General features: G+C 74.8%; 19 protein-coding genes. 9 read left to right on the top strand and 10 right to left on the bottom strand.

What is annotated here, in order from left to right; genetic code table 11:
- Nucleotides 1-25: 25 nt before the first annotated feature.
- From J7F03_RS10005 to J7F03_RS09995, 3 genes are all read right to left on the bottom strand, one after another.
- Nucleotides 26-4693 (bottom strand): hypothetical protein, encoded by a 4668-nt coding sequence (locus J7F03_RS10005; protein WP_214948287.1) that lies wholly within the window; start codon nt 4691-4693, stop codon nt 26-28.
- 58 nt (nt 4694-4751) lie between these two features.
- Nucleotides 4752-5663, bottom strand: coding sequence for a hypothetical protein (locus J7F03_RS10000; protein WP_214948286.1), 912 nt, complete (start codon nt 5661-5663; stop codon nt 4752-4754).
- A 253-nt stretch (nt 5664-5916) separates the two neighbouring features.
- On the bottom strand, nt 5917-7422 hold the full coding sequence (locus J7F03_RS09995) for a hypothetical protein (RefSeq protein WP_308379290.1): 1506 nt from the start codon (nt 7420-7422) through the stop codon (nt 5917-5919).
- 118 nt (nt 7423-7540) lie between these two features.
- Here J7F03_RS09995 and J7F03_RS09990 point away from each other — a divergent pair, with 118 nt between their 5' ends.
- Genes J7F03_RS09990 through J7F03_RS09980 form a run of 3 tightly spaced genes read left to right on the top strand, consistent with a single transcriptional unit; the run spans nt 7541 to nt 9833 of the window.
- The gene (locus J7F03_RS09990; RefSeq protein ID WP_251071615.1) at nt 7541-8341 is read left to right on the top strand and encodes a LamB/YcsF family protein; all 801 of its coding nucleotides are present in this window, start codon (nt 7541-7543) and stop codon (nt 8339-8341) included.
- Complete coding sequence (locus J7F03_RS09985; protein WP_374104295.1) at nt 8338-8970, top strand: allophanate hydrolase subunit 1; 633 nt, start codon at nt 8338-8340, stop codon at nt 8968-8970. The genes J7F03_RS09990 and J7F03_RS09985 overlap by 4 nt, the downstream gene beginning before the upstream one ends.
- Nucleotides 8967-9833 (top strand): biotin-dependent carboxyltransferase family protein, encoded by an 867-nt coding sequence (locus tag J7F03_RS09980; protein ID WP_308379289.1) that lies wholly within the window; start codon nt 8967-8969, stop codon nt 9831-9833. Before J7F03_RS09985 ends, J7F03_RS09980 begins: the two co-directional genes overlap by 4 nt.
- A gap of 49 nt (nt 9834-9882) precedes the next feature.
- Here J7F03_RS09980 and J7F03_RS09975 read toward each other — a convergent pair whose 3' ends face one another.
- Together J7F03_RS09975 and J7F03_RS09970 are read right to left on the bottom strand one after the other, a co-directional pair.
- On the bottom strand, nt 9883-11289 hold the full coding sequence (locus tag J7F03_RS09975) for a HEAT repeat domain-containing protein (protein ID WP_214948284.1): 1407 nt from the start codon (nt 11287-11289) through the stop codon (nt 9883-9885).
- Between the two features lie 350 nt (nt 11290-11639).
- Nucleotides 11640-12065 (bottom strand): ankyrin repeat domain-containing protein, encoded by a 426-nt coding sequence (locus J7F03_RS09970; RefSeq protein WP_214948283.1) that lies wholly within the window; start codon nt 12063-12065, stop codon nt 11640-11642.
- Between the two features lie 286 nt (nt 12066-12351).
- On the opposite strand from J7F03_RS09970, the gene J7F03_RS09965 reads away from it, so the two are divergent.
- Both J7F03_RS09965 and J7F03_RS09960 read left to right on the top strand, forming a co-directional pair.
- The gene (locus J7F03_RS09965; RefSeq protein ID WP_214948282.1) at nt 12352-12546 is read left to right on the top strand and encodes a hypothetical protein; all 195 of its coding nucleotides are present in this window, start codon (nt 12352-12354) and stop codon (nt 12544-12546) included.
- Between the two features lie 50 nt (nt 12547-12596).
- Nucleotides 12597-14243 (top strand): ATP-binding protein, encoded by a 1647-nt coding sequence (locus J7F03_RS09960; RefSeq protein WP_214948281.1) that lies wholly within the window; start codon nt 12597-12599, stop codon nt 14241-14243.
- A 44-nt stretch (nt 14244-14287) separates the two neighbouring features.
- On the opposite strand, the gene J7F03_RS09955 is transcribed toward J7F03_RS09960, so the two are convergent.
- Nucleotides 14288-15790, bottom strand: a complete 1503-nt coding sequence (locus J7F03_RS09955; RefSeq protein WP_214948280.1) for a PLP-dependent aminotransferase family protein — start codon at nt 15788-15790, stop codon at nt 14288-14290.
- A gap of 213 nt (nt 15791-16003) precedes the next feature.
- On the opposite strand from J7F03_RS09955, the gene J7F03_RS09950 reads away from it, so the two are divergent.
- The 3 genes from J7F03_RS09950 to J7F03_RS09940 all read left to right on the top strand — a co-directional run bounded on the left by J7F03_RS09950 (nt 16004) and on the right by J7F03_RS09940 (nt 18923).
- A complete protein-coding gene (locus J7F03_RS09950) occupies nt 16004-16774 on the top strand; it encodes a glycerophosphodiester phosphodiesterase (protein ID WP_214948279.1) in 771 nt (256 codons plus the stop codon).
- Nucleotides 16775-16842: 68 nt separating this feature from the next.
- A complete protein-coding gene (locus tag J7F03_RS09945; protein ID WP_214948278.1) occupies nt 16843-18216 on the top strand; it encodes an MFS transporter in 1374 nt (457 codons plus the stop codon).
- Between the two features lie 332 nt (nt 18217-18548).
- Nucleotides 18549-18923: an RNA polymerase-binding protein RbpA gene (locus J7F03_RS09940; protein ID WP_031146696.1), complete on the top strand. Its 375-nt coding sequence runs from the start codon at nt 18549-18551 to the stop codon at nt 18921-18923.
- 148 nt (nt 18924-19071) lie between these two features.
- Here the strand turns inward: J7F03_RS09940 and fxsA are convergent, their stop codons facing one another.
- The 4 genes from fxsA to J7F03_RS09920 form a co-directional block, all read right to left on the bottom strand.
- The gene (gene fxsA, locus J7F03_RS09935) at nt 19072-19659 is read right to left on the bottom strand and encodes an FxsA family membrane protein (protein ID WP_214948277.1); all 588 of its coding nucleotides are present in this window, start codon (nt 19657-19659) and stop codon (nt 19072-19074) included.
- An 86-nt stretch (nt 19660-19745) separates the two neighbouring features.
- Nucleotides 19746-20543 carry a polyprenol monophosphomannose synthase gene (locus tag J7F03_RS09930; protein ID WP_214948276.1) on the bottom strand — a complete coding sequence of 266 codons (798 nt, stop codon included), beginning with the start codon at nt 20541-20543 and terminating at the stop codon, nt 19746-19748.
- Nucleotides 20544-20821: 278 nt separating this feature from the next.
- Nucleotides 20822-22453 carry an amidohydrolase gene (locus J7F03_RS09925; protein WP_214948275.1) on the bottom strand — a complete coding sequence of 544 codons (1632 nt, stop codon included), beginning with the start codon at nt 22451-22453 and terminating at the stop codon, nt 20822-20824.
- Nucleotides 22454-22714: 261 nt separating this feature from the next.
- Nucleotides 22715-23155: an Lrp/AsnC family transcriptional regulator gene (locus J7F03_RS09920; protein WP_214948352.1), complete on the bottom strand. Its 441-nt coding sequence runs from the start codon at nt 23153-23155 to the stop codon at nt 22715-22717.
- Nucleotides 23156-23374: 219 nt separating this feature from the next.
- Here J7F03_RS09920 and J7F03_RS09915 point away from each other — a divergent pair, with 219 nt between their 5' ends.
- A complete protein-coding gene (locus tag J7F03_RS09915) occupies nt 23375-23821 on the top strand; it encodes a hypothetical protein (protein WP_214948274.1) in 447 nt (148 codons plus the stop codon).

Raw genomic sequence — 23821 nt, 5'->3', positions numbered from 1 at the left:
CGGCGGGCCCGGTCCCGTACGCGCGTCAGGCGAGGGTGGCGTTGCGGCGGAACATGCGGGTCGCCGTGATCTCGCCGTGGATCGTCTCCTCGTCCGGGGACTGCTGGGGCAGGCCCGGGCGCAGGTGTTCCTCGACGCTGATGTACTTCAGCCCCGCCCGCAGGTCGGCGTCGTTGCGCAGCCGGATGACCAGCGGGAACTCGGCGAGGGCCGTGGTGTCGAACAGGCCCGTCGTGTAGAGCAGCTGGACGCCGAGCGCGTCCGAGACGGCCCGCTGGAGTTCCAGCAGGTACGTGGCGTTCGCGCGGCCGATCGGGTTGTCGAGGAACAGCGTGCCCGCGTGCCGGTGCTTGTCCCGTCCCCGGTCGTTGCTGCGCAGCGCCGCCATCGTGCAGTACAGCGCGATCGCGGCGGTGAGCAGCTGGCCGCCGGAGAAGACGTCGCCCATCTGGCCGACCGGGACCCGCTCGGCGCGCAGCACCGCGTCCGGCTTGAGGATCTCCACCGCGATGCCCTTGGGCTCCAGGGCCGCCTGGACCCCGTGCAGCAGCAGCGACATGCCGTCGCGGCGGCCCTCGCCGAAGGAGGCGGTGCTGTTCTTCTTCACGGCGGCGCGGGTCGCCTCGTCGATGACCTCGCCGAGCCGCTCGGTGAGGGTGGCCTGGTCGGGCTCCTCGAAGCGGATGCGCAGGAACTCCTGGCCCGACCACTCCCCCAGGCCCTCGGGGAGCTGGGAGAGCCGCTGGGCGGAGCGCAGGGTGGCCAGGGCCGAGTCCACGAGTCCGCGCAGCCGGTCGACGATGCTGTCGCGGTTGCGCTCCAGCTGCGCCAGCTCGTCGGTGAGGACGCGCAGCCGGGGGGCGAAGGCGACGGCCCAGGCCGCCGCGTGCTCGGGCAGGGCGGAGGCGGGCAGTTCGCGGATCTGCTGGCGCGCGGGGGTGCGTACCTGCTCGTAGCGGTTGGCATTGGCGTGCCGGACCAGGACGTCGCTCGCCTCGCGGACGGCGGCCTCGGCGGCCGACAGGTCGGCGGCGCAGGCCCGTAGCGCGCGGCGGGCCTCGGTGGCGGACCGGCGCGCCTCCTCCAGGGTGCCGGGGTGGGCTACCGGCTCCTGCTCGTCCTCCTGGTGGGTGTGGTCGCGCAGGAGGTCCCTGAGCATGGCCGCGGTCTCGTCGAAACCGCCCGCACCCTCCTCGGCGGTGCGGTGGGCGCGCAGCAGGTCGGCGTGGGCCGCGCGGGCGGACTCCACGGCGGCGGTGTGGGCGCCGAGCTGGGCGGTGGCGGTGCGGAGCATGGCCTGCGCGGCTCCGACGTCGCCGGGGATCAGCTCTTCGGGCAGTTCGGTGTGCGCCTCGCCTTCGGCGGGGGCGTGCCGTTCGGCCTCGCCCCGGAGCCGGCCGAGCTGCTCGCTGGCGGTGGAGGCGCGGGTCTCCAGCATCTGTACGAGGGCTTCGGCGCGGGCGGCCGCGGCCTGCCGGGAGGGGCCGTCGGCGCCGTCGGTGCCTTCGAGGAGCTGGGCGGCGCGGGTGCGGACCTTGTTGGTCAGGCGGTCGAGCTCGGCGAGGGCGGCGCTCTCGTCGCTCTCGGCGCGGGCCTGCTCGGCGCGCAGGTCGGCGCCGACGCCGACCTTCTCGTAGAGCTGCGAGGCGGCGCGGTAGGCCTCGCGGAGGTCCGGGAGCGGGGCCTTGCGGGCGCCCGCTTCCTCGGCGGGGGCCTCGGGCAGCGGCTCGGGTGCGCCGGCGATCTCGGCGCGCTCGGCCCGCAGGGCACGGGCGGTGCGGCGGGCGTCGTCGGCGGCGCGCTGGGCGGCGCGGCGGTCCTCGTCGGCGGCGCGGGCCCGGTCGAGGCAGACCTCGGCGCGGGCCTCGGACTCGGCGGCGTCCTCGGCGAGTTCGCGCAGCCTGGCCTGCCAGCCGGCGCGCTCGCGCAGCCGGTGGGCCAGGCCCGCGAGGACGTCGGCGACGCGGCGGGCGCGCTGGGCGGCGTCCTGGCGCTCCTCGCGGACGCGGGCCGCGTCGGCGGCGGCCTCGTCGGCGTCGGCGCGTACGGCACGGGCCTGCGCGAGCTCGGCCTCCGCCTCCTCGGCGAAGGCGCGGGCGGCGGCGGCCTGCTCCGCGAGCTCGGTGAGGCGGCCGGGCGGGCAGCCGGTGCGCCAGGAGGCGAGCCGGGCGGCGAGCTCTCGGTCGCCGGAGAGGCGGGCGGCGAGCTCGCGGATCTCGGTGTCCCGGGCGGTGGTGCGGGCGCGCAGCGCCTGGCGCTCCTCGTCGGCGGCGTGCTCGTCGTGCATGGCCGGGTTCGGCGAAACGATGAAAATACTGGACACGGCGGTGTCCGGGTCGCCGGGGGGCACGGGTGCGAGCAGGGCGGCGGCGGTGCCGACGGCGACCGTCGAACGGGGCAGCAGGGCGGCGCCGGAGAGCACTTCGCGGGCCCGGGTGTGGGTGTCCGGGTCGGTGATGACGACGCCGTCGACGAGTTCGGGTCGGGCGGCGAGGACGGCGGCGTGGTCGGCCGGGTCCACCGACTGGGCGAGGTAGCGCCAGCCGGGCAGGGCGGGGATGCCGTGTTCGCCGAGGTACTCGACGGTGGCCAGGACGTCGGGGCCGGGCGGCAGCAGGCCGCCGTCGCCGAGGGCGCCGAGGATGCGGGAGTCGTCGGCGGCCGCGGTGCGCAGCTCGAAGAGCTGGCGTTCGGCGGAGGCGACCGCGTCGGTGAGCAGGGCGCGCAGGTCGTCGGCGCCCCGGTCGAGGTCGGCGACCGTGAGCCCGCCGGTGGCTTCGGGGCGGTCCGGGGAGCCCGTTGCCCCGACGTGGCCGACCGCGCCGGGGGCGGCGGCCGCTCCGGCCGCCTCCGGGGCTCCCAGGAGGGCCGCCAGGCGCGGTGCCTCGGCGAGCTTGGCGGCGGCCCGGTGCTCCGCGTCGTGGGCGGCTCCGGCCGCGTCGGCGGCGTCCGCGGCGCGGGCGGCGGTCAGTTCGGCGCGGGATTCCGTGCCGGTGGCCTCGCGGGCGGCTTCGGCCTCGGCGCGGGCGGCCTCGCGGGACTCGTGCCAGGCGGCCACGGCCGTCTTCTCGGCGTCGGCGGCGGCCAGGGCGGCGCGCGCCGGGTCGGCGTCGGGGGCGGAGTCGTCGAGCCAGCCGGCCCGGACGGCCTCGGCGGTCTCCTGCTGGACCTCGGCGAGGCGGGCCCGCAGGTGCTCGGCCTCGCTGCGGGCGCGCTGGGCGGCCGTGGCGGCGGCGGTGGCGGCGCGGTGGGCGGCCTCGCCGGTCTCCTGGAGGACGGCGGAGCGCTCCTCCTCCTCGTTGGCGGCCCGCTCGCCCTGCTCGGCGGCGGTGTGCAGGGCCCGTACGAGCTCGGTGGCGGCGGTGGCCCGGGCGGCCAGCGCCGGGGCGGCGTCCCGCTCGGCCTCCAGGATCGCGACGGCGACCCGGGCGGAACGGTCGGCGGCGGCGCGGTGGCGCAGGACGTTCTCGGCGGCCTGCCAGGCGGAGTGCAGGGTACGGGCTTCGAGGAGCTCGCGGCGCTGGGCGGCGGCGGCCTTGTCGGCGACGGTCAGGGCCAGCGAGGCGTGCCGGTAGGCGAGTTCGGCGGAGACGGCGGCGCTGCGCGAGCGCGCGGATTCGGCGGCGGTGACCTCGTGGGCGGCGCCGGTGACCCGCTGCGCGAGGTCGGCGGCGCGGCCGCGCTCCTCGGTGGCGCGGGCGGACAGCCGCCGGGCGAGGGAGCGCGTGCGGCGTTCGGCGCCGGCGTGGACCTCGCGCAGCCGGGTACGGGTTCCGGAGGCCTCGACGATCTTGGTGAGAAGGTCCACGGAGCCTGCGGTGAAGTCCCGTTCGGCCATCAGCTCGGAGCGGCGGCCGAGCTTGTTGCCGAAGCCGTGGACGAGGTCGGCGAGCCCGTCGGTGTCGCGGGTGTCGGTGACGGCGCGCAGCAGCAGGTCGGTGAAGTCGGAGTCCTTCTTCACCGCGAAGAGGCCGGCGGCCTCGCCCTCGTCGGCGTTCATCTCGCGCTGGTAGCGGAAGAGTTCGGGGTCGAGGCCGAGCTCGGTGAGGTGCTCGTTCCAGCGGTCGTGGATCTCCTCGAAGTACACCTCGAGGTGCGGGTAGGCCTTCCCGGCCTCGGTGAGGGCGTCGCGGAAGCCCTTCATCGTGCGGCGGCGGCCACTGGCTCCCGAGACTCCCTCGACGGGCGGGCGCACCGAAGTGGCCTCGGCCACCGGGAGGTTGTCCAGGCTGAGGCCCGGTCCGGGACGGAAGGAGTACCAGGCTTCGGCGAACTTGCGTGGGTCGTTGGAGACTTGGCGGCCGCGCCACTCGCTGACCTTGCCGACGACCACGCACTCGCCGGTCTGGGTGTGCTGCCACTCCAGGGCCACGTGGCCGCAGTCGTCGGCGAGCAGGAACTTGCGCAGCACGCCGGAGCTCGCGCCGCCGAGGGTGTTGCGGTGGCCGGGCAGCATGACCGAGAAGATCAGCTTGAGCAGGACGGACTTGCCGCCGCCGTTCTCCAGGAAGAGCACGCCGGCGGGCGCGGGGCGGCGCGGCGGGCCGGTGGGCTCGTCTTCGAAGAACTCCGCCTGGGCGGGCGCCGGGTGGGGCACCGGCCGGCCGACTCCGCGCAGGTCGAGCACGGTGTCGGCGTAGCGCGCACCTGCGGGCCCGATGGAGTAGAGGCGGATCCGGGACAGCTCGTACATGGCGGCGGACTCTCGTGGTCTCTCGTAGGTCGTACGGGTACGGGGAGCGGGGCGCGGGCTAGGCGTGGAAGGGCAGGCCGGCGTCGGCCGCGAGCTCCAGGTCGTCGCCCTCGGGCGGCGGCAGGAGGGTCGCGGAGCCGTCGCTGACGGGGACCACGCCCAGCTCCAGCAGCTCGGCCATGGCCGCGCTGCCCGCCATGTCGCGGACCTGGAGCTGGTAGCGGGGGGTGGTGCGGTAGGTGCCGCCGGCCTCGTCCCCGGTGCGCTGGAGGAAGCCTGAGTCGGTGAGGAAGGCGGCGGCCTTGCCGACGATGCCGGTGGTGGAACCGGCCAGGCGGCGGGCGTCCTTGGTGGCGCCGGTCGCGCTGCGGCGGGCGTAGACCCGCCAGGCGGCCTCCAGGCCGGGGGCGTCGGAGGCCGGGTCGGTGTTCTCGCCGAGCTCCTCGGCGCGCTCCTCCAGGCGGCGGCAGGTCTGCCGGACGAAGGCGTCGACGCCGTTGACGGTGATCCGGCCGATGTAGCCGTCGTCGGCGAGGTCCTCGGGGCGGGGGAAGGCCAGGGCGGCGACGGCGAGGTGGGCGAGGCCGTGCAGGAAGCGGTCGGCGGAGTCGGCGGCGGCGCGGCGGGCGTAGTCGCCCATCCGGACGGCGAAGACGGAGTCCTCGCCGGCGGCGACGGCCATCCCGGCGCGCGGGGACACCTCCAGGACGACGAGGCCCAGCCCGGTGGCGACGGCGTCGGCGAGCCGGCCGAAGGCGGTGTCCTCGCGGTAGCGGCGCAGCAGCTCGGCGTACTCGGCGTCGCGGGCGGGCAGCAGCTTGGGCTGGAGCCCGAACGCGACGAGCCGGGCCGCGTCGGCGGCGTCCGCCGGGGTCACGGACGCGGTGGCCTGGCGGCCCGGGGCGGCCGGGACGGCCGACTGCCCGTCGGGCTCGCTCCACGCGGGGTGCTCGGCGTGGTGGTCGCTCACGGGTACGTCTCCTCGGCGGTGCGGGTGGCTCTGGTGCGGTCGGCTCTGGTGCGGTCGGCTCTGGTGCGGGTGGCTCTGGTGCGGGTGGCTCTGGTGCGGGTGGCTCTGGTGCGGTCGGTGTGGGGCGCGGCCGCTCGGGCCGCACGGGCGGCGGCCGGTGCGGCCGGCCGGGAGCACACCGGCGCCGGGGCGGCGGGCGGCGTGGGCCGGCCGGCTGCGGCGGGACCCGTTCCGCGACCCGGCGAGGGCATGGTCATGCCGCCTCCGTGCGGTCAGCCGTCATGGCGGCCGCGTCCAGGAGGGCGGTGCCGACGATGAGGTCGGCTCCGCCGAACTCCGGGTCGTCGAGTTCCGTGCCGTCGTCCACCGCGAACAGCAGCCGCTCCTCGCCCTGGCGGTAGGCCGTGCCCACCGCCGGGCTCGCCGCGTGGACGGCCAGCAGGGCGACCAGGTAGGGCAGGTCCGGGTCGGAGCGGCGGGCCTCGGCCAGGAGGCCGGACAGCCGGCGCGGGGCGTCGTGCGGGAGCTCCAGGAGCTCCATCGCGGCGGCGAGCTGCTCCTCGCTGAAGCGGCTGTCGTCGGGGGTGGCGATCAGGTCCGGCTCGGGCATCTCCGCGCCGAGGTGCTCCCGCTCCACCGGCGGGGTCAGCAGGATCTCGACCAGGTCGGCGACGCGGACCGAGACCGGGGTCCGCAGGCCGGCCCCCGCCGCGAAGAAGGCGTCCGTGACCCGGGAGGCGTCGGCGACGGGCAGCGGCAGCACGGGGGCGACGAGCTGCCCGTACAGGTCGATGCCGGTGCGCGGCGCGGGCGCCGCGAAGGCCTGGCGGTCCTGTTCGGCGCGGAAGAGCGGGCCGGCGTCCAGCAGCCGGGACTGCAGCTGCGTGTGGCGGCGGATGCAGTCCTTGACGATGTCGACCAGCTCGGCGGCGCGCCGCTTGTTGTCCGGCTCCTCGGCCTCGTCGCGCGCCTTGCGGATGTTGGTCAGGATCGCGTTCTCGTGGCGGTAGCGGTCGGCGACGTGGTCGAGGGCTTCGGCGATCATGTCGGGGACGGTCACCAGCCAGTCCACGGCCCGTACGTTGCGCCGGGTCGCGTCGAGCGTGCGGCGCAGGATCTCGGCGTACTGGACCGTCCGGTAGCGGGCCTGTTCGGCGGCGAGCTGGGCGTCGGCGAGCCGGCCCCGGCTGATGAGGACCTCCAGCTTGACCTCGGCGGCGATCTGCGCGCTGGTGACGTCCGTGTCCAGGGCGCCGACCAGGACGTTGACGGCCTCGTCGGTCGTGCGCAGGTACACCGCGCCGCCGTAGCCCGGGACTTCCTCGATCAGCTTGAAGTCGTAGTCCCGGCGGACGTAGACCCCGTCCGGGCCGAAGGTGCCGTAGATCGCCCGGAAGCCGCGGTCGACACTGCCGACGTTGATCAGGTTCTCCAGCACCCAGCGGGCCACCCGCTCGTGCTCGGCGGCGGGGCGCCCCGGCGCCTGGGCGGCGACGCGCGGCAGCAGCCTGGCCACTATCTGCTCGTGGTCGGCTCCGGTGTCGAAGTCCATGTTGAGCGTGACCAGGTCGATCGCGGACAGCGCGACCTCCGCCATCGCGTAGACCCCGTACTCGCCGGCCAGATTGGCCTTGCGTACGTCGAGGTCGTGCAGCGGGGCGGTGCAGGCGAGGGCGCGCAGCCGCCGGGCCAGGCCCTCGTCGGCGGCCGGGCCCGGCGCCGGGGACGGAAGGGTCTTCGCCGGGGCGGGGAGAGTCACGGGCAAAGACTAGGCGCTGACCCTGACAACATCCCAAACGGGATGGTTCGGCCCGATCCTTGCGACCGGCGTTCCTGTCGACGAGAACTCGGTGCGCGCCCTGTTCTACGCTCACCGCATGGCTTCCATGATCACACCGGACACCCCGGCGGTCACCCCCGTGATCGACCTCAACGCCGATCTCGGCGAAGGCTTCGGGCGGTGGACGCTGACCGACGACGAGGCCCTGCTGTCCGTCGTCACCAGCGCCAACGTCGCCTGCGGTTTCCACGCGGGCGACCCGTCCATCATGCGCCGCGTCTGCGAGCTGGCGGCCGCGCGCGGGGTGCGGATCGGCGCGCAGGTCTCGTACCGGGACCTGGCCGGCTTCGGCCGCCGCGCCATGGACGTGCCGGCCGGCGAGCTGGCCGACGAGGTGGCGTACCAGATCGGGGCGCTGGAGGTCTTCGCGAGGGCGGCCGGCTCCAAGGTGTCCTACGTGAAACCGCACGGCGCGCTCTACAACCGCACCGTGTACGACGCGGACCAGGCCGGCGCCGTGGTCTCCGGCGTCCTGCTGGCGGCCGGGCAGGCGGGGCTCCCGGTGCTCGGACTGCCCGGTTCGCTCCTGCTGGCCGCCGCCGAGCGGGCCGGGCTGCCGGCCGTCCCGGAGGCCTTCGCCGACCGCGCCTACACCCCGGCGGGCACCCTCGTACCGCGCGGGGAGCCGGGCGCCGTGGTCCACGACCCGGTCGCGGTGGTCGCCCGCGCGGTCTCGATGGCGGCCGGGCACGCGGTGACGGCCGCGGACGGATCCCGGATCCCGGTCGTCGCCCGCTCCCTGTGCCTGCACGGCGACACCCCCGGGGCGGCGGCCTTGGCCCTGCGGGTGCGGGAAGCGCTCGGCGGGGCCGGGGTCCGGGTGGAGGCCTTCGCGTGAGCGGGCCGGTGCGCGCCCTGGCCGTGGGCGCGGACGCCCTGCTGCTGGAGGTGGACTCCGCCGAGGAGGTGGCCGCGCTCCACGCGGAGCTGCTGCGCCGGCGGGACGCGGGCGAGCTGGGCGGCGTACGGGAGGTCGTGCCCGCCGCCCGGACCGTGCTGCTGGACGGCGTTCGGGAGCCTGGGGCCCTCGCGGCCCGGATCGCCCGCTGGGAGCCGGCCCGGCTCGCGGCGGACGAGGGGCCGCCGCCGGTGACGGTCCCGGTGCGCTACGACGGGCCGGACCTTGCGGAGGTGGCCGGGCTGTGGGGGGTGCGGCCCGAGGAGGTCCCGGGCATCGTCGGCGGGATCGTCTTCCGCGTCGCCTTCTGCGGGTTCGCGCCGGGCTTCGGCTACCTGACGGGGCTTCCCGAGCACCTGCGCCTGCCCCGGCGCGCGACGCCCCGTACGGCCGTCCCGGCGGGCTCGCTGGCGCTGGCGGGCGAGTACGCGGGGGTGTACCCGCGCTCTTCCCCCGGCGGCTGGCAGCTGATCGGGTCCACCGACGCGGTGCTGTGGGACCCGGCGCGCGAGCCGGCCGCGCTGTTCGCGCCGGGGGTACGGGTGCGGTTCGCGCGGGTGGCGCCGTGAGGGCCCTGGAGGTCCTGCGGCAGGGCGCGCTGACCACCGTCCAGGACCTGGGCCGGCCCGGGTACGCGCACCTGGGCGTCCCCCGGTCGGGGGCCCTCGACACGGGGGCGCACGCGCTGGCGAACCGCCTGCTGGGCAATCCTCCGCGAGCGGCCGTCCTGGAGACGACCTTGGACGGCGTGGCCCTGCGCGCCCTGGGCGGCCCGCTGGTGGTGGCGGTCACCGGTGCCCCTTGCGGGGTACGGGTCTGCGGGCGCGCGGCCGCCTGGGGAGCCCCGGTCCTGCTGCGCGCCGGGGCGGAGCTGGAGGTGGGCCGGGCGGAGTCGGGAGTGCGGAGCTACGTCGCGGTGCGGGGAGGGTTCGCGGTGGAGCCGGTCCTCGGCAGTCGCTCGACGGACCTGCTGTCGGGTCTGGGCCCGCCGGTCCTGGCGGCGGGGGCGCTGCTGCCGGTGGGGGCGCCCGGTCCGGACCCGGTGGCCGGGGTGGACGCCCTGGCGGCGCCGGGCCCGCCCTCGGAGCTGGTGCTCCCGCTGCGCCTGGGGCCGAGGGCCGACTGGTTCGAGCGGGAGTCGGTGACGGGGCGGCTGCTGCGCGCGCGGTACGTCGTCTCGGCGGCCTCGAACCGCATCGGCCTGCGCACGGAGGGGCCGCCGCTGGCCCGGGCCCGGGCCGGAGAGCTGCCGAGCGAGGGCATGGTGCTCGGCGCGGTCCAGGTCCCCCCGGACGGCCGGCCGGTGGTCTTCCTGGCCGACCACCCGGTGACGGGCGGCTACCCGGTCGTGGGGGTGGTCCCCCCGGGCCCCGCCCTGGACGCCGCCGCGCAGGCGCGGCCGGGGGCGGGGGTGCGGTTCGTGGAGGTGTGAGCGGAGGTGTGAGCGGCGGGCGCGGGCGTCCGGGCCCGCCGGCCCGTGCCTACACCGCCGACTCCGGAGCGATCCGGCTCCGTACCGCCGACTGCACGTCCTCTTCCTCCGCCGGGTCCATGGCCAGGCGGCGCAGCCTCGGCGCCACGCGGGCGTCGGCCGTCTCGGCGTGGCGGGCGGCCACCTCGCGGGTCGTCTCCTCGCAGTCCCAGAGGCACTCCACCGCGAAGCCCGCCGCGAAGGAGGGGTCCGTGGCCGCCAGGGCCCGGGCGGCCCGGCCGCGCAGGTGGGAGGAGGCCGTCTCGCGGTAGATGTGGCGCAGCACCGGGGCCGCGCAGCCGATCGCGAGCCGGCCGGCTCCGTCGACCAGGGCGAAGAGCGGCACCGAGTCGGGGCCGGAGCCGCGGACCGTGGAGCGCAGGGCGCCCAGTACCAGGGCGGCGTCCTCGGCTCCGCCACGGGCGGCCAGGAGGGTCGCGGCGGCCGCTCCGAGGGCGTCGGGCCGGTGGACCCAGCGCCGGGCCCGCTCGACGGCGCCGGGGCCGCACATGCGCTCGTAGGCGGCCACGGCCGGCTCGTCCCCGGCGGCTTCGATGAGGTCCAGTACGGCCGGGTTCTCCGGCTCGGCGAGGACCAGGTGGTGCAGTGCGGTGGCCCGGGCGGCCTCGCCGGAGGCGCCGGCGGCGGCCGCGAGGATCGCGGAGCGGTCCTCGGGGGTGGCCACGGCGGCGAGGCAGCGGGCGGCGGGCACGTGCAGCGGGGTGCCCCGGCGCAGCCCGTCGGCGGCCCAGTCGAAGACGGCCTGGACGCCCCAGCCGGGCTGGGGGCCGCGCGGGGTGAGCTGGCGCTGCCAGCGGTCGAAGGAGCCCTGCTGGCGGGCGGCGCGCAAGCGCGCGGCGTACTCGGGGGCCCCGGGTGCCTCTTCCCACAGGCACCAGGGCCTGGGCTCGTAGGCGTCGCGGACGGCGGCGGCCAGCCGCGCCTCGCCCTCGGCGGTGGCGGGGAAGCGGGCGAGGACCGGGCCTGCCAGTGAGCGCAGTCCCTCGTCGTCGTCGCGCAGGGCGAGCTCGTCGAGGGCCCAGGCCCAGTTGGCGCCCGTGGCGGCGTAGCGGCGCAGCAGCATGAGCGCGTCGTCGCGGCCGTACGAGGCCAGGTGTCCGAGCACGGACAGGGCGAGGCCGGTGCGGCGGTCGTCCTCGTCGACGAGGTCGTCGACGCCGAAGAGGTGGGTCTCGATCTCGCCCAGGGGGCCGTCGAGGTCCACGTACAGCCGGGCGTAGTACAAGGAGCGGTTCTCGATCTGCCAGTCCTGGCGCGGATCGCCGGTCACGCACTGGTTGAGCGCCGTCAGGGCCTCGGCCCTGGGCGCCGCGAGTGCGTGCAGCGTGCCGTCGCCGCGGCCCCGCTGGAGGAGCCCGAGCAGGGTGCCGCTAGGCGCTATGACTGGTTCGAACATGGGAGTGGCCTCAAATCAAGCTGGGGACGCGACCGGGAATCGGAATTCACAGGGCCGCGTAACAGCATGTGAGGACGTCCGCCGTCGCCGTCTTGTTCCGCTCGATGTAGACCATTGCCTTCTCACTCTCGTCGGTGCTTCGCGGCCAGGGCGGCGGTCCCCCGGCAGGGGTGGGGGTCGGACACCCGTTGTGTCCTGCCCGCTCCTGCCCGTCCGCCATGCCCGCGAATCGAATCCGACGCCATGATGACCCAGGCGGTTTGTGCGCCGCGACCACATTTAAGGCCGCCGTGACCAACCCGTGAGGTCTGGACCGGGCAACGGCCGCGCAAGAAACCGCCAAAAGTGGACTACTTGGCTCCGAAAAGTTCCAGCAGGTCGGCCTTGGCGAACATGCGGGCCGTGTCCACGGCGGAGGGCGTTCCGGCGTTCGGGTCGGCGCCGCCGGCGAGCAGTGCGCGGATGACGGCCTCCTCGCCCTTGAAGACCGCTCCGGCGAGCGGGGTCTGGCCGCGGTCGTTGGCTCGGTCGGCTTCCGCACCGCGGGCCAGCAGGGCCGCGACGGCGTCGGCGTGGCCGTGGTAGGCGGCGAGCATGACGAGGGTGTCGCCGCGGTCGTTCGTGAGGTTCGCGGGGACGCCCGCGTCGAGGTAGGCGGCGAGCGTTTCGGTCTCACCCTGCCGGGCGAGGTCGAAGATCTTGGTGGCCAGCTCGATGACGTCCTCGTCGGGAACGTCCGGGGAGCCCTGGGAGCTGTTCTCGACGTGCTCACTCATCGGTCGTACCGCCTTTCACGGGCAGGGGGCAGGGGTGCGCACGGCAAATGCGTCCGTACGGGTGAATCGCCAGCGTAGCGCCCGGACCTGCACATGAGCGGGGCGGGCCGAGGCAATGATCACCCTGCGACCCCTTGCGCCCGCGGCACCCGGCGCGCCAGCCAGGCTGGGCCGGTCAAGTGAAAAACTCCTGGATTCACCCGTATGCACCTTTTGTCGCATTGATACTTCCTGTGAGCCTGGAAGAACTGATGGTGACTGTCCCCACCCACCAGGAGAACCTCTCATGGTCCTGTCCATCTCAGGTGTCGTACTGCTCGGCATCATCTGCTTCCTCTTCTTCAAGAAGGACGGCATGAAGCTGACGCACGCGTTCGTGTGCGCGCTCTTCGGCTTCTTCCTCGCCGGCTCCGCCATCGCCCCCAGCATCACGGCGAGCACGGCGAGCCTCGCGAGCCTCCTCGGCGGGATCAGGCTCTAGCGCCCGCCGCCGGCACCCACCCGAAGCACCCAAAACTCCAGGAGACGCCCGTGGCCCGGCGCCCACTTCCCCGCATCCTCAGCAGCGGCACCGTGTCGCTGACCCGGGGCCGCGACCTCGCTCGCACGGCCGCCGACAGCGCCACGGACGTCCTCCATCCGCTCCTCACCATCGGACGCGGCCTGCGCATCCTGGCCTCGGCCGGGCGGCGCAAATGGTGCGACACCCCCAAGGACAAGCGTGGTCCCGCGCTGTTCCTGGGAGCCGCCTGCGTCCTCGTGGTCGCGCTCGTCCCCTACGGACCCCTCACCGCCCTGATCACCCTCATGGCGGCGGCGGCCTGGCAGGGGCGCGACCGCACCCCGGTGAAGACCGGGCCCAGCGATGCCGAGACCGAACGCCTCGGCTCCCTCTACGAAGCCCTCGTGCCGTACTTCTCCATCCCGGAGGATCCGAGTCCGCTCTTCGCCCACGGCGGGGACTGGGACAAGGCCTTCAGCGGCTACGAGTTCGACGAGGCGGGCCGCGTCACCCGGCTCCACATCCGCTACCCGGCCTACTTCACCGACGGCGAGGCGGCGTCGAGGGTCCGGATCGAGGCACTGCTGCACGCCAAGTCCGGGCGCGGACGGGAGTATCTCTTCGACTGGGACGAGGAGGGCAACCAGCTCGACCTGAGCGTGCTGGCGGCGCTGCCGACAGGCATCGCCGCCCAGCCTTTCGTGACCTCGCCCGGAGAGGCCGTGCTCGGCTTCACCGACCCGGGCAGCGTGCAGCGCACCCTGCCCGTACTGGAGGGCGACGAGCCCCGCGACATGCCCCCGGTCATCTGGCGCACCGGCTCCCGCTCCACCGAGCCCCACCTGCTGGCCGTCGGGCAGCCCGGCAGCGGAACGTCCACCCTGCTGCGCTCGATCGCCCTGCAGGCCCTGCGGCACGGCGGCGACGTACTGGTCGTGGAGGGCGGCGGCAGCGGCGAGTACTCCTGCCTCTGCGGCCGCGCCGGCGTCCTCGCCGTGGAATGCGGGCCGAACGGGGCGCTGGCCACGCTGGAGTGGGCCGCACGCGAGACAGAGCGGCGGCTGATCGCCATCCACCGCGCCCGCGAGGCCGGCCGGCCCGCCCCCGAGGACACCCGGCGCCCGCTGTGGATCCTGCTCGACCGCCCCAGCGTGCTGGCCCACCTGGCCACCGCCGAGGGCGGCCCCGATCCGCTCGCGCAGCTGCAGGTGCCGCTGCGGCACGGACGCGCCGCCCACATCACCGTGGTGGTGGCCGAGCAGTTCGACCACCTGGAGCTGCTGCACGACTCCGTCTGGCAGCACACCAGGGCCCGGGTCGTGCTCGGGTCCGCCGCGATCCAGCAGATCGCCGACGTACTGGGCCTCCCCCCGCACACCACGCCGACGGCCCAGCTGCCGCCGGGGCGCGGGTACGCCCGGCTCGGCACCGGTCCCGTGCACCGGCTGCAGGTGCCCGCCACGCCGGACCCCTACGACGACGCCACCCACCCGGCGCACCGGCAGGCGGTACTGGACCTCCTGCCCGAGCGGCGGGCGGCGCCGGCGCCCGTCCCGGACCACGTCACGCTGGGCAAACCGCTGCACATCGTCCAGCCGCCGGCCCAGGCCCAGGGCCCCTCGACCGGCGCCATCGACGCCTCGGAGATCCCAGAGGTCCCGGCGGACGCCCCGTAACTGCCCGCAGGCAGGCCGTCTCTCCGCGTCCTGGGCCCTGGGCCCTAGGCGACGAAGGTGCGCGGCGGCTCCGCGCCGCTACCGCCCGCGCCCGTGCCGACCAGCCGGGCCGCGGCCGCCAGCCGGGCCGCCGCCTCCTCGGCCACGGCACCGCCCACCGTGAACGGGAGCCGGACGTACCCCTCGAAGGCGCCGTCGACGCCGAACCGGGGCCCCGAGGGGACCCGTACACCGACCCGCTCCCCCACCTCGGCCAGCCGGGAGCCCGACAGCCCGCCCGCGCGGGCCCACAGGGTCAGACCGCCCAGCGGCACCCGGAACTCCCAGTCCGGCAGCTCCCGGCGCACCGCGGCCACCAGCGCGTCCCGGTTCTCGCGGGCCTGGTCGCGGCGGATCTCCACGGCCTGGGCCCAGCCGCCGGTGCGCATCAGCCAGTTCACCGCGAGCTGTTCCAGCACCGGCGTGCCCAGGTCGGCGTAGGCGCGGGCCGCGACGAGGCTGCGGATGACGTCGGGGGCCGCGCGGACCCAGCCGATGCGCATGCCGGCCCAGAAGGCCTTGCTGGCGGAGCCGACGGTGATGACGGTGGAGCCGCCCGGGTCGAAGGAGCAGACCGGGCGCGGCATCTCCATCGCCGGGTCGAACTGGAGCTCGATCATGGTCTCGTCGGCGACGAGCACGGTGCCCGCCGAGCGGGCCGCCTCCACCATCGCGCGGCGCTGCTCGTCGGAGGCGAGCGCCCCGGTCGGGTTGTGGAAGTCGGCGACGACGTAGGCGAGACGGGGCGCGGAGTCGCGCAGCACCTGGCGCCAGACGTCCATGTCCCAGCCGCTCAGCCCCTCTCCCATGGCCACGGGCACGAGGCGGACCCCGGCGGCGCGCATCAGCTGCAGGATGTTGGCGTAGGAGGGGGATTCGACGGCGATCCGCTCGCCGCGCCCCGCGAAGAGGCTGCAGATGGCGTCGATGGCGCCCATCGCTCCCGTGGTGACCATGATCTGCTCGGGCATGGTCGGGATGCCGCGCTCGGTGTAGCGGTCGGCGAGCATGCGGCGCAGGGCGGGCAGCCCGGCCGGGTAGTCGCCGTGGGTGTGCGCGTACGGCGGGAGCTCCTCCAGAGCGCCCTGGACGGCCTTGGTGAGCCAGGGCTCGGGGGCCGGGAGGGCGGCGCAGCCGAGGTCGATCATCGAGCCGAGGGACTCGGGGGGCAGGGGCTCCAGGCCGCGGGCCGGCATCGGGTTGCCGGCGGGTACGGCGGTCCAGCTGCCGGCGCCCCGGCGGGACTCCAGGAACCCTTCGCCGCGCAGGGCCTCGTAGGCGGCGGCGACGGTGGTGCGGCTGACGGAGAGCACCACGGCGAGCTCCCGCTCGGCGGGGAGCCGGGCGGCGACGGGCACGCGGCCCTCGAGGACGAGCAGCCGGATGCCGTCGGCGAGCGTGCGGTACGCGGGCAGCTTGCGCGCGCCGGGCACGGCGGGCCGCCCCTGCTGGGAGGTGATGAGCCGGCCGAGCTGTGCGGCCCCTACGGCCGAGGTCCACTGCGCCATGGGTCCGGTCCACCTTCGTCGAATTGGCCCCTGCCGGCCCACGGGGAGCCGGATTGGATCGTTCTGCGGTTACAGGGTGGCACGGACCGCGCCGGGCGGACCAGGGGGCCCTGTGCCGGCCTCGGGGCGGCGGGCGGGCGCGGGGGTGTGGCGTTCATCGCGCGGCCATCGGGGCGCTCCCGCCCCTGGGGGAACAGCGGGCATACTGCCGCGGTGACGCACGTACGACTTCGCCATCCGTATCTCGACCACCCGGCTCCGATCCCCTTCGCGCACCGCGGCGGGGCCGCGGACGGGCTGGAGAACACCGCCGCCGCGTTCCGGCGGGCCGCAGACGCCGGGTACCGGTACTTCGAGACCGATGTGCACGCCAGCGCCGACGGGAAGCTGGTCGCCTTCCACGACGCGACCCTGGACCGGGTCACCGACGGGCACGGCCGCATCCGGGAGCAGCCGTGGAGCCGGATCCGTGAGGCCCGGGTCGCCGGGACGGAGCCGCTGGCGCTCTTCGAGGACCTCCTCGAGGAGTTCCCGGACGCCCGGTGGAACGTGGACCTCAAGGACGAGTCCGCCCTGCACCCGCTGGTCGACCTGATCGCGCGGGCCGGGGTCTGGGACCGGGTGTGCGTGGGCTCCTTCTCGGAGACCCGGGTGGCCCGGGCGCAGAAGATCGCGGGCCCCCGGCTGGCGACCTCGTACGGGGTCCGCGGGGTGCTCGGGCTGCGGCTGCGCTCGTTCGCGATCCCGGCGGCCCTGCGCGCGGGCGCGGTCGCGGCGCAGGTCCCGGAGACCCAGGCGGGGATCCGGGTGGTGGACCGGCGCTTCGTGCGGACGGCCCACGCGCGGGGGCTCCAGGTGCACGTGTGGACCGTGAACGAACCGGAACGCATGGAGGCACTCCTCGACCTGGGAGTCGATGGCATCATGACCGACCGGATCGACATCTTGCGCACGGTGCTGGACCGGCGCGGGGCCTGGGCCTGACAAGCCCGTTCGGCCTCCGCGCCCGGCGCGGCGGCCGCTGCGGTACGGGGACCAGCGAGGGGGCACCGATGAGTGCGCGCACGACGGCAGAAGCGGAACCGGGGGCCGAGGGCGAGAGAACGGCCGCCGCCTCCCGCAAGCGGGAGCAGCAGGGCTGGTACTTCTACGACTTCGCCTGCTCGGTGTATTCGTCGAGCGTGCTCACCGTGTTCCTGGGGCCGTACCTGACGGCGGTGGCCAAGGCGGCCGCCGACTCCGAGGGGTACGTCCACCCGCTGGGCATCCCGGTCCGGGCCGGCTCGTACTTCGCGTACTCCGTGTCGGCCTCGGTGATCGTGGCCGTCCTGATCATGCCGCTGGTGGGCGCGCTGGCGGACCGCAGCGGCCGCAAGAAGCCGCTGCTGGCGGCGGCCGCCTACACGGGCGCGGCGGCGACCACCGGGATGTTCCTCCTGGGCGGCGACCGCTATCTGCTCGGCGGACTGCTGCTGATCGTCGCGAACGCCTCGCTGTCGGTCTCGATGGTGCTCTACAACGCCTACCTGCCGCAGATCTCCACACCGGACGAGCGGGACACCGTCTCCTCGCGCGGCTGGGCCTTCGGGTACACCTCGGGCGCCTTCGTCCTGGTGCTGAACCTGGTGGTCTACCAGGGCCACGACTCCTTCGGGCTCACCGAGGGCGAGGCCGTCCGGATCTGCCTGGCCTCGGCGGGGCTGTGGTGGGGCGCCTTCGCGGTCATCCCGCTGCGGCGCCTGCGGGACCGGGCCGTGGTCCGGGAGCCGGGCGCGGGGCCGGCCGTCAGCGGCTGGAAGCAGCTGGTGGCCACGCTGAAGGACATGCGGCGCTATCCGCTGACCCTGTCGTTCCTGCTGGCGTACCTGATCTACAACGACGGCGTGCAGACCGTGATCTCCCAGGCCTCGATCTACGGATCGGAAGAACTGGAGCTGGAGCAGTCGACGCTGATCGTGGCCGTCCTGCTGGTGCAGGTCCTGGCGGTGGCCGGTGCGCTGGGCATGGGCCGGCTGGCCGTGCGGTACGGAGCCAAGCGGACGATTCTCGGATCGCTGCTCGCCTGGGGGGTCACGCTGGCCGCCGGATACTTCCTGCCGGCCCGGACCCCGATGTGGTTCTTCGCGCTCGCCTCGATGATCGGACTGGTGCTGGGCGGCAGCCAGGCGCTGTCGCGCTCGCTGTTCTCGCACCTGGTCCCGGCGGGGAAGGAGGCCGAGTACTTCTCGGCGTACGAGATGAGCGACCGCGGGCTGAGCTGGGTGGGGCCGCTCGTCTTCGGGCTCACCTACCAGGTCACGGGCAGCTACCGGGACGCGATCATCTCGTTGGTGGTCTTCTTCGCACTGGGTTTCGTGCTGCTCGCCAGAGTGCCGGTGCGGCGCGCGGTGGAGGCGGCGGGCAATCCTGTACCCGAGCGGATCTGAGCGGCGATCGACCCGGATCCGGGCGGATCCGCCCGGATCCACTACGGGCCCTGGACGCGAATTCGGAACGAATTTCGACGTTCAAGCGAAGGGCCGGTAGTGTACGCCTTTGGCCTGCCAGGCGGACCGTTACTGCGTGCTGATGAAGCGAAGACGCTGGGTGACATCTGCTGCCAGATGTGACAAAACGGGCACTGGTGGGTACAACAAGGGGCGGCACGACGGGCGACGCATGACCCGGAGCGGGAATCTATACCGCCGACCGGACGTTGACCGGATGACGACGACAGCGACACCTGTCCTGTGGGCGACAAGCCCGGGAGGCACGATTCATGAGTGAGCGAGCTCTCCGCGGTACGCGGCTCGTGGTTACCAGCTACGAGACGGACCGCGGCATCGATCTGGCCCCGCGCCAGGCGGTGGAGTACGCATGCCAGAACGGACATCGATTTGAGATGCCGTTCTCGGTTGAGGCAGATATTCCGCCGGAGTGGGAGTGCAAGGCGTGCGGCGCCATGGCACTCCTGGTTGACGGGGACGGGCCCGAAGAGAAGAAGGGCAAGCCTGCGCGAACGCACTGGGACATGCTCATGGAGCGGCGTACCCGCGAGGAGCTGGAGGAAGTGCTGGCCGAGAGGCTGGCGGTCCTTCGTTCCGGCGCCATGAACATTGCCGTGCATCCGCGGGACAGCCGCAAGTCCGCCTGACAGCCGGACGACAGCACAGCACAGCAGCACCACAGCAAGACAGCACGAAGCCGAGGGGCCCCGCCACACAGTGTGGCGGGGCCCCTCGGCTTTCGCGTTCGTTCGTCCCGTCCGTTCTTCCCGTCCGTTCCCAGGGACCGGGAGCAGGTCAGGGGGTGAGCGGCGGGCGGTAGCCGCTCTCCGGGCCGGACGCCGGCCCCTGTCCGCCCGGCTGGTCCTCGCGGACGACCTCGCCCTGGACGACCTTGCCGTCCGGGTAGTGGATGCGGGACTGCTGGAAGGCGTCGCCGAAGGTGCCGGCCGGCGCGGAGGCCATCTTGCGCTCCAGCGAGCGGGCGGCCCGGCGCCCGGCCCAGGCCCGGACGGGCGGGAGCAGGAAGAGCAGGCCCGCCGCGTCGGAGAGCAGGCCCGGCATCATCAGCAGCAGGCCGGCCAGCATGGTCATGCCGTTGCCCGAGCCGGGCTGCTGCGCGGTGGGCTGCTTGCCGGCCTGCGCCTGCTGGAAGGTGTCCGCCAGATTCTTGAAGGCGCGCCGCCCGGCCCGCTTGATGACCACCGCACCCAGCACCAGGCCGCCCACGAGCAGCAGGGCGACGGCCCCGCCGCCGACCGCTCCCGCGACCAGGCTGAGCAGCCAGATCTCCAGGATCAGCCAGGCCGCGATGGCCAGGGGAAGCATCGTACGGGCGGGCGAACGCCGCCGGGGGGCCGTAGAGGTCGGAACTCCGGTCGTCATACCCCCCAGTGTGCCTGGGCCGGTGTAAAAACGTCCTCAGCCGGAGGTACCGGGCATCCCCTAGGGGGCGGCGGCGGGCGGCGGGGCTACTTCCCGCGGACCTTGGCGGTCAGCTTGTCCGCGTGCTCCTTCAGGCCCCACTGGGTGACCCGCCACAGGGCCTCCACCACGATGTCCTTGCTCATCTTGCTGTCGCCGAACTCGCGCTCGACGAAGGTGATGGGCACCTCGACCACGCGGAAGCCCTTGCGGACGGCCCGGCGGGCCAGGTCGACCTGGAAGCAGTAGCCCGCCGAGGCCACGTCCGCCAGGCCGAGGCCTTCGAGGGTCTCGCGACGGAAGGCGCGGTAGCCGCCGGTGACGTCGCGGATCGGAACCCCGAGCATCAGCCGGGAGTACGTGGACCCGCCCCGGGAGAGGAACTCGCGGCTCTTGGGCCAGTTGACCACCCGGCCGCCCGGCACCCAGCGGGAGCCCAGCACCAGGTCGGCGCCCTCCAGCGCGGTGAGCAGCCTGGGCAGCTCCTCGGGCTGGTGGGAGCCGTCGGCGTCCATCTCGACGATGACGCCGTAGCCGTGCTCCAGGCCCCAGCCGAAACCGGCCAGATAGGCGGCTCCGAGCCCTTCCTTGCCCTTGCGGTGCAGGACGTGCACGTGCTCGTCCGAGGCCGCCAGCTCGTCGGCGAGCTTTCCGGTGCCGTCCGGGCTGTTGTCGTCCGCGACCAAGATGTGGGCCTCGGGTACAGCCGCGCGGACGCGGCCGACGATCAGCCCGATGTTCTCCGCCTCGTTGTAGGTCGGAATGATCACCAAGGCCGTGCCGAGCGGTCCGTAGCTTCGCTGTCCGCCGTCGCTCACTGATTCCCCTTTTGCGTTCTCGTACATCCTGTACGTCGTGTCGCAGAGGATGATTTTAGAACAGCGATCGGGGCCCGCGGTCCTTCGGGCCGGACCGGCTCCCGCTGGCTGCGGGCCGCCTGACCGTTGTCTACTGGACCGCCGGGCCCCGACCTGAGGCCACCCGCCGCCCGGCGAAACCTTCCCTCGCCCCCGAGGCGCGGGCGCGGCTGAGCGGACGGATCCGTCCGGTACGGACGTCCGGTGGTGGACCCGGCCGAACCTATCCGGGTCCGGGCGCCCTTACCGAACCACGGCCCCCCGGATCACCCCTGTGGCCGTACGAATACCTCCCGGCCGCCGACGACCGTGGCCAGGCAGACCGGCAGGTCCGCGCCGGGGGTCAGGTCAGGCAGCCCGGGGGTGCCGGAGCGGGGGTCCGTGGACCAGCGGGCGACCCGGTCGTCGGGGGCCTGGACCACCAGTTCCGCGGTCTGCCAGACGGCGTAGTCGGCCGGGGCCCCGGGGACGAGGATGCCGGCGTCGTCGCGGCCCAGGGCCCGCCAGCCGCCTCGGGTGTGGGCGGCGAAGGCGGCCCGTACCGAGATGCGGTGGGCGGGCGTGCGGTGGAAGGCGGCCGCGCGGACGGTGCCCCAGGGGTCGAGCGGGGTGACGGGGGCGTCGGAGCCGAAGGCGAGCGGCACGCCCGCCTTGAGCATGGCGGCGTACGGGTTGAGGGTGCGGGCGCGCTCGGCGCCGAGCCGGTCGGCGTACATGCCTTCCTCGCCGCCCCACAGCGCGTCGAAGGCCGGCTGCACGGAGGCGGTGAGGCCGAACTCCGCGAAGGCGGCGATGGTGGCCGGGCTCATCATCTCGGCGTGCTCGACGCGGTGCCGGGCGGCGCGGACGCGGTCGAGGCCGACCTTGTCGGCGGCGGCCCTGACGCCCTCGACCACGGCGGTGATCGCGGCGTCGCCGATGGCGTGGAAGCCCGCCTGGAGGCCCGCCTCGGTGCAGGCGGCCACGTGCTCGGCGACGACCCGGGCGTCGAGGTACTCGGTGCCGGTGTGGCCGGCATCGGCGTACGGGGCGTGCAGGCAGGCGGTGTGCGAGCCGAGGGCGCCGTCGACGAAGAGGTCTCCGGCGGCCCCGACGGCCCCGAGCTCCTTGACCCGGCCGAGGTCCCGGTCGGCCCAGTAGCCGAAGACGCGGGGGCCGGGGTGGGTGCGCGCCAGCTCCAGGAGGGCGCTGAAGTCCTCCGGGGAGGAGATCTCGGGGCCGCCGCACTCGTGGACGGAGCCGATGCCGAGGGAGGCCGCCCGGTCGAGGGCGGCCCGCTGGGCCTCGGCGCGCTGGGCCGGGGTGAGGGCGTCGAGCGCGGCGCGGCGTACGGCGTGGTGGGCGTCGCGGGTCAGCGGCTCGTCAGTGACCGCCTCGACGCCGGGTACGAGCCGGAGCAGGGCGGTCGTGACCACGGCGGAGTGCGCGTCGATGCGGCTGAGGTAGAGCGGCCGGCCGCCGGTGGCCTCGTCGAGCTCGCTCCGTCGGGGGGCGCGCCGCTCGGGCCAGCGGGAGGCGTCCCAGCCGTGGCCGAGGAGCACCCGGTCGGCGGGGCGGCTGTCCGCGTACGCGCGTACGCGACCGATGGCTTCGGAGAGGGAGGCGGCCGTGGAGAGGTCCAGCCCGGTGAGGGCGAGGCCGGCGGAGGTGGTGTGGACGTGGGCGTCGGTGAAGGCGGGCGTGACCAGCGCGCCGTCGAGGTCGACGACCTCGTCCACGCCCTGGGCGAAGGCGTCGGCCGCGCCCTCGGAGCCGACCCAGGCGACGTGGCCGCGCTCGACCACCATCGCGGTGGCGAAGGGGTCGGCGGGGCTGTGGACCTCTCCGCCGCGGAGGAGGACCGTGCGGGTGCCTCCGGCGGCGGTGGCGGAGTCGGAGTCGGCGGTGCGGTCTGTCATGCGAGAAGTTTCCCCTGTTCGACGGGGTGCTCGCACCGTTCGTCGACGGCGCGCTTCCGGGCGCGGGGCTGGAGCGGGCGGGCCGGCCGGTGCGCGTGGGGGCCTGCGGCGCTGCTCCCTACCCGCCCCTTCCCGAAACCGGGGCTCCGCCCCGGAGTCCGGCTCGTCGTGCGGCGGCCGCCGGACGGAGTCCGGCGCAGCGGCGCGAAGCCGGGGAAGCCCTTCGGGGCCGAGCCGTGCAAGCGGCGCGTCGAGAAGGAATCAGACGCGCGGCGGGCGGGATTCGTACGGGGTGGAGAGGACCACCGTCGTGCGGGTGGCGACGTGGGCGAGGGTGCGCAGGCGGCCCAGCAGGTCTTCCAGTTCCAGCGGGGTCGCGACGCGGACCTTGAGGATGTAGTTCTCGTCGCCCGCGACGCTGTGGCAGGCCTCGATCTCCGGGACCCCGGCCAGCCGCTCCGCGATGTCGTCCGGCGAGCTCGGGTCGAAGGGCTTGACCGAGATGAAGGCCGTCAGGGGCAGCCCGACGGCCTCGGGGTCGACCACGGCGGCGTAGCCGCGGATGACCCCGCGCTGCTCCAGGCGGCGTACTCGCTGATGGACCGCCGACGTCGACAGTCCGGTGGCCTTCCCCAGGTCCGTGTAGCTCATCCGCCCGTCCCGCACGAGCAGATCCACGATCTGGCGGTCCAGCTCCTCCATTGCGCTCATAGCCGCACAACCTACGGCCCTGAACCGCTTCCGGCACAGCCGTGTCCACGGATTGAGGTGGCATCTGCGGCAGGCATGTGACCAAGGCCACAAGGGTATGAGGGCGTACGGCGGCCGGAAGTGGTTACTCGTGCCGCGTGGCGGGAAATGCTTGGGGTGGCCGTGGCCGAGGAACCTGCCCGCCCGGCCCACCCAAGGGGGAGTACATCCATGCTGAACACCAAGCGCGCCGGTCGCATCGAACCGGAGCCCCTGGAATCCGTCGAGGGCGACTACGCCGACGATGACGACTACCTCGGATACGCCGAGGGGTTCGAGATCCACCACGCGACCTGCCCCGACTGCGGGCAGTCGATCGCCCTCGTCGCGGGCGAGGAGTACCTGCCGCAGCACGCTCTCTGCCTGACCCCGTGGAACCCCTTCGGGCTCACGGTGTGCGCGGGCACGGGACGGCCCGCCTCCGACGCGCTGCCCACCCTCGGTTTCGGCACCGACGAGGCCCAGGAGCTGGAGCCCGTCGTGCACTTGGCGCTGCCGCAGGGGCTGGACTGGCGGACGCAGCCGTTCTCGCACGTCGGCGGCCCCGGCTCGCGTCCGGTACGCACGCCCGCGCCCGCGGTGCTGCCGCAGATGCGGCAGCACGCGCAGGCGGCCTGA

Source organism: Streptomyces sp. ISL-43 (genome assembly GCF_018614195.1).
In the GTDB taxonomy this organism is placed as follows: domain Bacteria; phylum Actinomycetota; class Actinomycetes; order Streptomycetales; family Streptomycetaceae; genus Streptomyces.
This window is presented reverse-complemented; position numbering and strand designations above follow the sequence as displayed.